11 protein-coding genes and 1 tRNA gene are annotated in these 13,465 nt (G+C 30.8%); 10 read left to right on the forward strand and 2 right to left on the reverse strand.

All coding sequences use genetic code 11. From position 1 onward, the window contains the following. Positions 1-161 precede the first annotated feature (161 nt). The 10 genes from IPJ23_04615 (at position 162) to IPJ23_04660 (ending at position 10,784) form a co-directional block, all read left to right on the forward strand. The gene (locus IPJ23_04615; GenBank protein MBK7629977.1) at positions 162-677 is read left to right on the forward strand and encodes a hypothetical protein; all 516 of its coding nucleotides are present in this window, start codon (positions 162-164) and stop codon (positions 675-677) included. A 12-nt stretch (positions 678-689) separates the two neighbouring features. Further along, on the forward strand, positions 690-962 hold the full coding sequence (locus tag IPJ23_04620) for a hypothetical protein (protein MBK7629978.1): 273 nt from the start codon (positions 690-692) through the stop codon (positions 960-962). Beyond that, positions 959-1,384 (forward strand): 3-dehydroquinate dehydratase, encoded by a 426-nt coding sequence (locus IPJ23_04625; protein MBK7629979.1) that lies wholly within the window; start codon positions 959-961, stop codon positions 1,382-1,384. The genes IPJ23_04620 and IPJ23_04625 overlap by 4 nt, the downstream gene beginning before the upstream one ends. Before the next feature lie 167 nt (positions 1,385-1,551). Further along, complete coding sequence (locus tag IPJ23_04630; protein MBK7629980.1) at positions 1,552-1,944, forward strand: MerR family transcriptional regulator; 393 nt, start codon at positions 1,552-1,554, stop codon at positions 1,942-1,944. Positions 1,945-1,948: 4 nt separating this feature from the next. Then, positions 1,949-2,022 (forward strand) — tRNA-Pro (locus IPJ23_04635). A 256-nt stretch (positions 2,023-2,278) separates the two neighbouring features. Further along, positions 2,279-2,680, forward strand: coding sequence for a PEGA domain-containing protein (locus IPJ23_04640; GenBank protein MBK7629981.1), 402 nt, complete (start codon positions 2,279-2,281; stop codon positions 2,678-2,680). A 23-nt stretch (positions 2,681-2,703) separates the two neighbouring features. Further along, positions 2,704-3,114 (forward strand): hemerythrin family protein, encoded by a 411-nt coding sequence (locus IPJ23_04645; protein MBK7629982.1) that lies wholly within the window; start codon positions 2,704-2,706, stop codon positions 3,112-3,114. Positions 3,115-3,282: 168 nt separating this feature from the next. Next, positions 3,283-6,123 carry an insulinase family protein gene (locus IPJ23_04650; protein MBK7629983.1) on the forward strand — a complete coding sequence of 947 codons (2,841 nt, stop codon included), beginning with the start codon at positions 3,283-3,285 and terminating at the stop codon, positions 6,121-6,123. Between the two features lie 223 nt (positions 6,124-6,346). Continuing rightward, complete coding sequence (dsbD, locus tag IPJ23_04655) at positions 6,347-8,170, forward strand: protein-disulfide reductase DsbD (GenBank protein MBK7629984.1); 1,824 nt, start codon at positions 6,347-6,349, stop codon at positions 8,168-8,170. Positions 8,171-8,348: 178 nt separating this feature from the next. Next, positions 8,349-10,784 (forward strand): sigma 54-interacting transcriptional regulator, encoded by a 2,436-nt coding sequence (locus tag IPJ23_04660; GenBank protein ID MBK7629985.1) that lies wholly within the window; start codon positions 8,349-8,351, stop codon positions 10,782-10,784. Positions 10,785-10,786: 2 nt separating this feature from the next. Here IPJ23_04660 and IPJ23_04665 read toward each other — a convergent pair whose 3' ends face one another. Continuing rightward, entirely contained in the window at positions 10,787-11,470 is a 684-nt protein-coding gene (locus tag IPJ23_04665) for a hypothetical protein (protein MBK7629986.1), read from the reverse strand. Positions 11,471-11,487: 17 nt separating this feature from the next. Then, the gene (locus IPJ23_04670; GenBank protein MBK7629987.1) at positions 11,488-13,440 is read right to left on the reverse strand and encodes a transglutaminase domain-containing protein; all 1,953 of its coding nucleotides are present in this window, start codon (positions 13,438-13,440) and stop codon (positions 11,488-11,490) included. Positions 13,441-13,465 lie beyond the last annotated feature (25 nt).

The raw sequence follows: 13,465 nt of genomic DNA on the forward strand, positions 1-13,465 counted from the left end.
TTGCTCCCTCATTACTTCAAAGAACTAGTTTCTTAGTTAAAAACCTGAATACAATATTTTAGAACTATAGACGATCAAAATTTAATCGCCACAACGAGAGAACTACCCAAAGCAAGTATCAACTTTTTTATTTATTTTCGTTGCAACTTAATAAGTTAATTATGAAAAATATTTCTACAATCTCTAAAATATTTGCGGTCTTATCGCTAATGTCTGCTGCCATTTGGGTTGGCTCATATACATCCCGATTGTTTTTAATTTACCAATTATTTGAAGGCCCCGAGTTAGTCCTTAGAAGTTACATAAATAGTGAAAATATAAACGGGATACTAGCTTCAATTGTTCCTTCGATTGTGGTTCATTTTATATCATTTATTGTGATGTTTCTTTCTACACTTCTCTTTTATTTTACTTCAAAAATTAAACTTAGATTTAACGGCTGGTTATTTATAATTCTTATTGCCATTCTATTTACTACACCACTCGAAATTTACTTGATGTTGATTGATTATAAAACCATTATCATGATCAACGGTGGATCATTCAATCCAGACATTGTAATTGCATTACTCAGAGAGAGAATCAAAGACTTAAGCAGCTATTCAATTGTGGCAATTTTAACATATCTTTCATTCTATTATTTTATAGTGTTTCAACCGCTTACAAAGGAAGATTAATTTTACAGAAAGATGAAATTAAAAGAGAAAGAATTTGAAGAGATTATTCAGGATTTAAAATCTGTCGCAAGTCAGCTTGGTGCAACAATCAGATTTGAAAAAGGTGATTTTAAAGGCGGATATTGTTTACTGAAAGAAAGCAAAGTAGTAGTTATAAACAAAAACGCTAACTTACAGCGTAAAGCAATGATACTATCCGTTGCATTAAAAGAACTCGGTGTAGATGAGATATATTTAAATCCAAAACTCCGTGAAATGATAGAGGAAATGGGAGACCAAAAATGAAAGTACTTATTATCAACGGACCGAATTTAAATATGCTTTCTAAAAGAGATGAATTAACTTACTCTTCATTTAATCTCGAACAAATAATTGAACTACTCAAAAAAGAGTTTTCTAAAATCAAGTTTGCATCCTTCCAATCCAATATTGAAGGTGAGCTTGTTAATGTAATTCAAGCCGCTGACTCGAAGTATGACGGAATAATAGTAAATCCTGGTGCTTACTCACATACATCAATCGCAATTATGGATGCCCTGGAAATATGTAAAATCCCTAAAGTTGAGGTTCATCTTTCACATCTTGCGAATAGAGAAGACTACAGGCAAAATCTTCTAACTGCTAAAAATACAAATGGTTATATATCTGGCTTCAAAGAAAATAGCTATCTAGCTGCTGCATATCTGCTTACAAAAATTATAAAATAGTTTCAGTAGCATTTTTAGATTGTTTAACTCATTTTAGATGTAAAATATGGTAAGCATGTCTATTATAAGGGTTAGTAAGTTCCTCTAAGATTAAAATTAAATGAGTCTATAAAGTTGATATTAATAAGCAGATTAGTTATTTTTTATTAAACAATTTTAAGAAGCCTATGAAGGATTTGTCCATTAAAAAACTTTACTATTCTATAAGTGAAGTAAGTAAAATTACAAACATAGAGCAATATGTTCTTAGATACTGGGAAACTGAGTTCGATCAGCTAAAACCACAAAAGAACAGAGCGGGAAACAGGATATACACAAATAAAGATATCCAGTTAATAATGCATATTAAAACGCTTTTAAGGGAGCGTAAATACACAATTGAGGGTGCAAAAAAAATAATGGAAAATTATGCACCTGAAAAAGTTCTTCAGACTAGTGAACCAGAAGATGGAACAGTTGAAATTAATGAACCTCAGGTTTCAAGAAATGATAAATCTGCTTTGCAAAAGGACCTTGAAGAAGTAAAAAGTCTGCTAGAATTATTAGTATCAAAATTATAAATTTCGGAACGTGGCGCAGTCCGGTAGCGTACTTGAATGGGGTTCAAGGGGTCGCGGGTTCAAATCCCGCCGTTCCGACTAAATTGTTTGGTTTGTACCCGATAAGATTTGTTATTTCTGTACGTTTACATTTAATCTGTTATATTTCCCAAATTATCCCTTTCATATAACCCACTCAATACTAACTAATTTCATAATTTAGTTGAAGTTAAGACTACAATTTATTAGTTAAAAGTGACTGTTAATTAATAAAATATGAATTCAGATTTTAATTACTAAATCCTCAACAATATCCAATAAAACTCGATAATTGTTATAGACATTAGGAATTATTATGAAAAAATCATTTATTATTTTATCAATTGGCATACTTCTCTTAGGGTTCAACGCCTGTTCTACAATAATGCATTCCACTACGCAGGAAGTTGAATTTATTTCAAATCCACCCAATGCAAATATTTCGATTGATGGAATGAAGTTTGGGACATCACCACAAAAAGTAAATATAGAACGAGGGGCAAATCATGTTGTAACTTTTGAACTGGAAGGTTATGAAGTTTATGAAACGCAGGTAACAAGAAAAATATCTTTCTGGTTTTGGGGTAATGTATTAAACGGATTTATTCCCGGAATGACGATAGATATGTTCACCGGTGCTATGTATAATTTATTACCTGAAAAAATGGAAGTTGAATTAAGCCCTGCAAAAGTAGAAACAACAAAAAAGAAAAGATAGATACCCTAAAGCGGGATTTTAATATGGAAACAATAACGTGGTCTAAAAATTATGAAACAGGTCATCCAATTGTGGATGGACAGCATAAAAAATTGTTCGTACTTATCAATAATATTAATGCGGGCATTTCTGAGAAAAAATCAAAAGATATGCTACTTGAGATAATTGATGGATTATCAGCATATGTAGAAACTCATTTTAAAACTGAAGAAGACCTGATGATTTCCGCAAATTATCCGGATTATCCAACTCACAAGCAAGAACACGATAGCCTTCGTGATCAAGCAGGAAAACTTATTCAATTATTTAAGCTTGATAAAGTCGATTTAACAGCAACCATCTCCAAGTTCCTTTCCGATTGGTTAAAACATCACATAAATGAAATTGATATTAAGATGATTAAGTGGGTTCAGGAACAGGAAAAAAAGAATTGAATATTCTTTACGCTACTAAATTCCACTTCTATTTTATACCTTGCCTCCAATATTCTGTCCAATTATTTTAACGTCTCATTGAGATTTGCTAAAAATCTTAAATAATTTTCTTATATACATTTGTATATTTGGCCTGCTATTTTATTAATAATCTTCCGGAGTGCTTCAATGAAATCAAATATCTTTAAGAAAGCATTTTTACTTTTTTCCATTTTATGCATTACTGCAATTAATGCTCAATCTGATTTTAAATTGGATTATGAGAAATATGTACTGTCGAATGGACTACAAGTAATTCTACACCAAGACAAATCAGATCCTATTACCGCTGTTTCGATTCAATATCACGTTGGATCAAATAGAGAAATACCTGGTAAAACCGGATTTGCGCATTTGTTTGAACACATAATGTTCCAGGAATCACAGCACGTTCCACAAGATCAATTTTTTAAGCTTATTCAGGGTAATGGCGGGACATTAAACGGCGGAACCTGGCAGGATGGAACAATGTATTTTGAAATCGTTCCTAATAGCGCTCTTGAGTTAGCACTTTGGCTAGAATCCGATAGAATGGGATATATGCTGCCAACCGTTACTTATGATGCTTTCTTAAATCAACAACAGGTAGTGCAGAATGAAAAAAGACAGAATTATGATAATAGACCATACGGGCAAACAAGTTTTGTTATCGGCAAATTACTTTATCCGGAAGGTCATCCATATAATTGGACAACAATTGGCTCACTTGAAGATTTACAAAATGCTTCCTTAAAGGATGTTCATGATTTTTATACCAAATGGTACGGACCAAATAATGCAACGCTTGTGGTTGCAGGTGATTTTGATGTTGAACAAACAAAACAATGGATTGAAAAATATTTTGGTGAAATAAAACCATCAAAACCGGTTGAACCATTAAAACCACAGCTTGTAAAATTGGATGCCTTTAAACGCGCTTCTTACGAGGATAATTTTGCACAATCTCCGGAACTTACAATGCTTTTTCCTACAGTTGAACAATTTACAGATGATAGTTATGCATTAGATGTATTATCAGATTTGATTGGACGAGGAAAAAAATCACCCCTCTATAAAATTGTAGTTGAAGATAAAAAACTTGCACCATCTGTTATGGCTTATAATAACAGTAGTGAAGTTGCAGGTGATTTTAGAATTCGCATTAGAACCTTTCCAAACAAAAATTTAACTGATGTTGAAAACGCAATCAAAGAAGCATTTGCAAAATTTGAAAAAGATGGTTTTACAGAAAAAGATCTGGCAAGAACTAAGGCCGGAATTGAAACTAAATTTTATAATGGAATCTCAAGCGTGCTTGGAAAATCAAGACAGTTAGCAAGTTACAATGTTTTTGCAGGTTCTCCGGATTTTCTTAATAAAGATTTAAGTAGCAGCCTTGCCGTTACATCTAAAGATGTTTGGCGCGTTTATAACAAATACATAAAAGATCAAAAGTATGTTCTAGTAAGTTTTGTACCGAAAGGTAAAATAGAACTTGTAGCAGAAAATTCAACTCCATTTCAGATTGCAGGTGATAATATAAAATCTTATTCGGATGATGAAAAAGTAGCAATCAAAAATAAACCGGAAAATTTAGTTAAGGTTGATAAAATCGAATCAAAGTATGATCGCTCCAATCAACCTGTTAATGGTGCTGATCCTTTGCTTAAAGAACAGAATATCTGGAGTGATGATTTATCAAACGGAATAAAAGTTTTTGGAATTGAGCAGACTGAATTACCGTTAGTTGATTTTCAAATTACGATTGACGGCGGTTTGCTTTTAGATGATATTAATAAAGTTGGAGCTGCAAATTTAGTAAGTGGTATGTTGATGCAAGGCACAAAAAATAAAAATCCACTCGAATTAGAACAGGCGATAGAAGATTTAGGATCAAATATAAATTTATACACAACAGATGATGCAATTGTAGTTCGTGGTAACTGTCTATCCACAAAATTTGCAGAAACAGTTAATCTTGTTGAAGAGATAATGTTTGACCCGCGCTGGGATGAAAAAGAGTTTGCAAGATTAAAAGATGAGACAATTGAAGGCATAAAAAGAAATAAAACTTCAGCAAGCGCAACTGCATCATTAGTATTTTCAAAACTTATTTATGGTGATGATAATATTTTATCAAAAAATACTGCAGGTACTGAAGAATCAGTTACTTTATTAACTTTAGATGATCTTAAAAACTATTACACAAAAAGTTTTGCTCCACAAAACTCAAACATTACAATCGCTGGTAATGTTGGTAAAGATGATGTTATGAAAGTTTTTAAGGATTTAGAAAACAAATGGATAAAAACTGATGTAACAGTTCCAACGCCTAAAACCTTTAATGAAATTGGTGCATCTAAAGTTTACTTTGCTGATTTTCCTGGTGCTAAACAATCAGAGATCAGAATTGGTAATTTAGGATTGGCCTATACTGATCCCGATTATTTTAAAGTGACTGTTATGAATTACAAACTTGGTGGTAGCTTTAACGGAATTGTTAACTTGATTTTAAGAGAAGAAAAAGGATACACTTACGGTGCAAGAACCGGTTTTACGGGTTCAGAATATCCTGGTTACTTTGTTGCTTCTGCAGGCGTTCAATCAAATGCAACTTTAGAATCAGTACAAATATTTAAAGATGAGATCACAAAGTACAGAGAAGGAATTTCTACAGAAGATTTGCAATTCACAAAAGATGCACTTATCAAATCAAATGCACTCCGTTTTGAAACTATTGGAGCATTACGTGGAATGTTAGGACAAATTGCAAAGTATAATCTGCCTTACGATTATGTTAAAGATCAAGAAAAACAAATTGCTAACATGAGTCAGGATGAATTAAAAAATCTTTCTCAAAAATATCTACATCCTGATAAAATGATTTATTTAATCGTTGGTGATAAAGAAACACAAATGGAAAATCTAAAACAACTCGGCTTCGGCGTTCCAATACTTTTGGATAAGGATGGAAATAAGATTATTAATTAATTATTTATTTATTTATTTGTGTCTTAATATTATAGTTTTCTAAAAAATTATATACGAGAAATTATCATTCCAACGAAAGTGGAAATCCACTTTGTTTATATGTACTCGTTTCCCGTTTTCACAGGAATGATATAATAATTTCATTTTTTGAGAAAGTCTTTCGTGACTTAAAATGTGTTTAATATTTTAGTATAATATTCTCAAAATTATTTAGGATAATAAAATGGTTTTACTGCATAGATTAAAAAGAACTCCTGTAGTTTTAATTCTGGTTACAATTTTATTGTTTACTCAGAGTTACTTTGCACAGAATCAAGATGTTGCAAAGATTTCAGTAAAAGATAATTCAATTAAAATAAAACAGGGTGAACAGGTTTCAGTTGAAATCTTATTAACAATTAATTCAGGCTGGCATATAAACTCCAACAAACCTAATGATGAATTTTTAATCCCTAGCGTAATAACTACAAAAAGTGATGGTTTAAAATTAGTAGAAGTTAAATATCCAAAAGCACACGAATTAAAATTATCTTTTTCTGATGAACCGGTTTCAGTTTATGAAGCAACAACTACTGCAATTCTAACTTTGAAGCCAAACAAAGATGCAACGATTGGAAAACACAAATTAGTTATTACACTTGAATATCAGGCTTGTAATGACATTTCCTGTATGCCGCTAAATGAAACATCAGTTGAAATTGAGATTGAAATTTTAGAAAACAATAAATTAACTGATAATGACACTTCTAAATCTCAGTCGAACATAATTGAAACTAATGATTCAGTTAGCAGTTTTGATCAGCTAGTTAATAACACAAAAAATGAAATATCAACAAATGATAAAAGCGATAGTGGATCCATTGCATCCACATTAGAAAACAGTGGAATATTTTTAAGTTTGATTTTTGTTTTTCTAGCAGGATTGGCATTAAATCTTACACCTTGTGTTTATCCACTAATCCCAATAACAATAGGATATTTTGGCGGACAGTCAGAAGGGAAGACAAGTAGATTAGTAATGCTTGGATTACTTTATATGCTTGGAATGGCGCTAACTTATTCAGTAGTTGGAGTTGTAACTTCCTTAAGTGGAGCTGTATTTGGAACGTTGCTTCAAAATCCCATTGTGATCACAGGTATCGCAATACTATTTGTTGTATTAGCTTTAAGTCAATTCGGTGTTTATGAATTTAAACTCCCAGATTCCTGGGTAATGAAAGCTGGCGGCGCAAAAGGTGGCGCGTTTGGTGCTTTTTTTATGGGATTAACAATGGGTATTGTTGCGGCACCTTGTATTGGTCCTTTTGTGCTTGGATTAGTTACATACGTTGCAGCAAAAGGTGATCCGCTTTATGGATTTTTAATGTTCTTTGTTCTAGCTCTTGGATTAGGATTTCCATATTTACTGCTAGCAATATTTTCTGGTAAGATTAAAAGTCTACCACGCGCCGGTTTATGGATGGAAGGTGTAAAACATATTTTTGGTTTTCTCTTAATTGGAATGGCGATTTATTTTATAGATCCTATTTTACCAAAAGGAATTCAAGGTTACTTGCTTCCGATATTCGGAATTATTGCTGCAATCATTTTGCTATTTTTTGATAAAACCGCAAATGATGCAAAGGGATTTAGAATGTTTAAAACGACTTTCTCTGTAATAGTTTTATCTGTTTCAACTTACGCATTAATTCCAAGTGAAAATTTGGAACCGGAATGGAAAAAATTCAACATAAAAAATTATGAAGCGTCTTTAACTAACAATGAAAGGATGGTTATAGATTTTTATGCTGATTGGTGTATTCCGTGTAAAGAATTAGACGCTTTGACTTTTTCGGATAAAAGAGTTTTAAAAGAATTTGAACGCTTTACTGTATATAAATCTGATCAAACTAAAAATGATGATACAAACGAACAGTTACGAAAAAGATTTAATATAATTGGTATGCCCACTGTAATAATAATTGATTCTAAAGGAAATGAAATAAAAAGACTTACCGGTTTTGTAAATGCAGATGAATTTTTAACCTATGTAGAAAAAGTGAAATAATGATAGGAATTTATTGTCTCACTAATAAAGGGAGCTTTTGCTCCCTTTATTTTTACTTTTTAAGAACTAATGTTGTCTAAAAGTCGTAATTAAAAAGAACTGTTAGGTATCGATTAATTAATAATGTTATTACTATGGATTAGATTTGTCTTTATTTGTTCAATTAATTTATCATTAAATGAATAAAAAAATATTTATAAAAATATTAATTACGTTTGTAATAGTAACAATACTTTTTGTATTCCAAACAATTCCCTATAATATTGATACTTTCTTGTTTTCTAATTTTAATAGAATTTCCGGTGAAAAGCAGCCTGATACATCTATTGTAATTATTCACATAAATTCCCAGGATATTGAACAGTTAGGCCCCTGGCCACTTAAAAGAAGTTACTATGCCTTATTAATCAACAATCTATCCAAATACGGAGTTAAAAAAATTGGACTTGAAGTTTTCTTGAGTTCAAAGTTTGTTTCACAGGCTGTCTATGACAATGTTCTTCAACGAGAGATTAGCAAAGCAAATAATGTTGTTATTAGCTCAATTGCGGGAAATTTGAAAAGAGAGAATGATGTATATACTACTGATTCTTTAAGTTTCCCGAGTCCTAAACTAATAAATGAACAAATTCCAACAGGGCATCTCAACTACTTTCAAGATGGTGGAATTGAAATCCCTTTGCAAATATTAAATCAGAATAAAATTGAGAAAGCTTTTTGTCTAAGTCTTCTAAGTGAACAAACAGAATATCCAAATAAAATAAAAGTTAATTTTATATCCTCCTGGAATAAATTTACGAATTATTCTCTGGTAGAATTTATACAAATGCTGCAATCGAATAGTGAAATGCTACTTCGACTTAGAGATAAGATTATACTAATCGGAATAAGTGATCCACAATTAGCTGCTTCATTTACTACAACATTTGATGAACAATTACCCGGAGTTGCACTGCACGCTTTTGCTTTGGATAATCTTTTAAATAAAAGATATATAATTGATTCTTATTATAACTGGTCAAAGTATTTATTAATCTTAATCGCATTTTTATTTGTAATATTTCAACTGAACAGCAAAAAGTTTTTAAGTCATAATGTTATTTTAATTTTTTTCTCTTTGTTAATAACATTTATGTTTTACAGATTATTCTTTATAGAAATTGCTTATTCATTTTTATTGATACCCTTAGTATTTGTCTTAGCTTCTGACATCTATTTCTATATCATTGAAAAGAAAAATCAATTAGCAGGATTTTATGATGAATCTGAGTTATTAAAAAATCTTCTTACTGAAAAAGAAAGAAAACTTTCAACTTTAGAAAGAGAATTAAATTATGCATCTGAACAAAAAACAGGAAAGTTGTTAGAGAAAATTGAAGGATTGAAAGGAGATATTGATAAGCTAAAAGAAAATGAAAACGATCAGAAGGAAGCAGAGTTAAGTGAAATAAATAATTCGGAAAACTTTTTAGGTCTGATTTATAGATCAACAAAGATGAAAAATGTTGTCGATTTAGTTAAGAAATCGGCACCAACAGATGCGACAATACTTATAACAGGTGAAAGTGGAACGGGAAAAGAATTAGTGGCAAAAGCCCTTCATACATTAAGCAATCGAAAAGATAAAAAGTTCATCGCAATAAATTGTGCAGCACTCACTGAATCTCTATTGGAAAGTGAATTGTTCGGTCATGTGAGGGGAGCTTTTACAGGAGCCATTTCAGATAAAGAGGGAAAATTTGAATCAGCGAATAAAGGCACAATATTTTTGGATGAGATTGGTGAAACATCAGAAAATTTTCAGGTTAAGCTTTTGAGAGTTCTTCAATCAGGTGAATATGATAAAGTGGGGTCTGTTGATGTTGCTATAACAGATGTGCGTGTTATTTCTGCTACAAATAAAGACCTTAAACAATTGATTAAAGAAAAGAAGTTTAGGGAGGATCTATATTATCGGCTAAACGTTATTAATATCAATTTACCAGCATTACGAGAAAGAAAAGAAGATATAGAAACAATAGCAGCATATTTCTGTGAAAGTAGCGATAAAAAATATAAACTTTCTTTGGCTGTATTAAAATCTTTTAATGAATATGATTGGCCGGGAAATGTAAGAGAATTGGAATCAGCCATTAGCAGAGCAAAAGTTTTTTGCGATGCAAGCAACAGAAATCTAATTCAACTAAATGATTTACCTGTTGAGATGGTGAAAAGTGCTAGATTAAATTTTGAAGATCTTGTTATTGAATCATTAAGAAATAAATATTTTTCACACTCTTCTATAAACGAAACTGCAAAAGAGTTAGGAAATGTTAGCAGAACTCTTGTTGCTGAAAATTTTAGAGGACTTTCTCTAAAAATTTTATGTGAAAATAATTTTAATGAACAGAAAGCTATTTTATCAATCGCCGCAAGCAATAATGAAGAAGTATTAGTTCGTGTAAAATCTAAATTGGATACCTGGTTAGTAAATATTAGAAAAGATGTTGAAGTGAATCGAAATTTCTCGTTTGATGAATTAAAATTAAAATTAAACTCTAAGTATAAAAACCTTCCGCAAAAATATCATAAATATCTTGATGAAGTAATTAAACATTTCCTAAATCAGATTTAATATTATTTATTAATTAATTTTTTATTTATTTGATCAATCTTATCAATAACTCTATTCTTTTGCTCAGCATTTAACTGAAGTGATTTTATTTCAACATACTCATCCAAAGATTCTTCATATAAACCATGTTCAAACAAAAGATCAGCAAAATAAATTCTGGTGTCTGCGTCTTTTTTTGTATCCGGATATTTTCTATAAACTTCTTTTGCAGTGATAATAGCAGATTCCTTCATTCCATTTTCTGCAAGTTGCCTTGCTCCATTTATTCTTTTTATTCCAAAATCGTTGGACTTTAGTACCGTGAGAGTTTCGTTAGATAGTTTACTACCATAAACTGCGGTGTTATCTGATTTATTGTTTTCTTTTTTTCTAGGTGTGTCCATAACACTTTCCATTGCCAAAGCCAGTACCAATTCATCCAAACTCATTTTTCTGATATTAGAAACAGTAATAGCTGAAGATTCTTTCAGAGTAAATGATATTCCCTCACTTCTAACAGTAAATGATGAATTTTTATCTGTGCTGATTATTGTATTTTCATTCAATTGCATTTTTGCTTTAACTGGTTGCCATGTTTCGCTACCACTGGTCAGCATTTTTACAGTCCCCATAATTTTTTCAATCTGAAAAGATTGAGAGTAACTTATTGTTACACTAATCAAATAAATCAAAATAAACTTTTTCATAGAATTACTTTCAAGAATTAATTCACATCAATTATTTCAACTTTACCATTAACTAACCCGAATTGATTAATTGCTTCAGTTTGAAATTTCTCTGACGCAATGTTCCAGGCATTTTCAAAATTGGAAAGGGAAGTTGTCTCGACCGGAACCCAAACTTCATCATTTCCGGATTCATTTTTTCTTATAAAATATTTTGTATCATTTTCTGAAATAAGTAAAGCTTGTTGAGGTGTAAGCTTTGTATTAAACATTAAATTTACGTGTCTGCTAGCGTCAGTAGTTTTATAATCAACCAGAGCTGTTTCGATTCCAATACTTTCTAATAAGGAGCTATAGCATACACTTAGATCGTCACAATCACCGCCTTTTAATTCCAATGTTTGCTTTGGATATTGCACATATTCAGCAGAAGCTCTAGGATCTGATGTATATGTTAAATTTTCAATAAACGAATTAAAAATTATTTTAGCCTTATAAAAATCAGATGTAACATTAAGCAGTGTATCAATTTCTGCTTTATGTTTTGCTAGAATAGCTTTAGCATATTTTACGGAAAAATCCATATCTCGATTAATGAAATATCTTAAGTTATGTACATTACCATCCCAGGCATTTACGCCATTAACAAGTACAGGCTTTTGATATTCATCATCAAAATCATCATTAGCAGAAGTTAAATAAAAATCAGCATAAATTATTTCTGGATTCACATTGGAATAGTTTTCCGGAAATGATAAATAATAATTTATTTCACTTGTATCATTTGGCATTATTGACACTATAGGCGATTGAAACTTTTCCGAACTTACGCCCGCCATACTCATTAAAGGTTTAACCTCTATTTGTTCACTGGTTAAGTTTAGAACCTTAGCAGTTGCTACTGGAGTGTCTAAATATTTATAACTAAGTGATGGATAAATATTATGATTAATATTAATGTCCAAAATTATTACTCTCTGCTCAACAAGGGTGTTTAACTTAAAATTTGTTGTCAATAATATTTTATCATAACTGTATTTGTTATTAATAATGTTTGAGATTCCATTTTCTTTAAAATCAGAATAACTGCCGGTTGTCTTTCTATCACTAAAATACTTTATGTACGAAAGAGAAATATCAAAATATTTTGAAGTGAAAATTGCTGAGGGACTAATTCCTGCTATAAATGGCTTTTGATCAACATCGTGATAGCCTGAAATTGCAAACCCAATTTTATTTTTGTTGATTGGAAACAAAGAAGAAGTTCCAATGACAAAAGAATTATCACTTTCATAAATTAGATTTAAATTCAAATCATTTACAGGAGTATAATAAATTCCTGTTATAATAGATTTATCAGTCTTAATTTCAAATTGGTTATTATTTTGATTTTGCAACTTATTTTTAAGTAACAATAAATTTCTGGAACCAATATTTACAATCAAATTATTAATTGGATTCCAAACTAAACCGAAATCAATTTTCCAAAAATCAGAGTTATCGAGTTCAGTTTCTTTTACTAAGTAAAGCGTATCAGAAAATATTGCGGTAATAATTTCTTCAGTAAAATCTTGTTTGAAGTATCTTGCATTAAATCCTAGACTGAGGGTGTTATTAATTTTATATGAATAACCCAGACCAAATAGTTCTTTGTATAAATATTTTGATTCAAGATTAATTTGTCCGTTTGAACTATCATTTGTAGTTGAAGAGGATCTGAAAATAAATTCCTTTTGAAATCCGGGAGTATATCTCAATGATATAAAATTAGAACCAAATGTTTTTGCCGCTGTTACCTGATATAAATTACTGGAAACTGTAGTACCAAACTCACTACCGAATGTAAATGAAAAACCCCAATCTTTAATTACAGAATAATTTGATGGATTATACTCAAAGGAATTCAATGTGGTAAATGATTCAGTTGAAATTCCAACCATCCCATTTAATCCAAATGAGGATTGTGCGTTTAATGAAGCAAATGATATCATAACAATGCCTGTTATAAAAAAAATA

It is taken from the genome of Ignavibacteriales bacterium (assembly GCA_016709765.1).
Taxonomy (GTDB): Bacteria; Bacteroidota; Ignavibacteria; order Ignavibacteriales; family Ignavibacteriaceae; genus IGN3.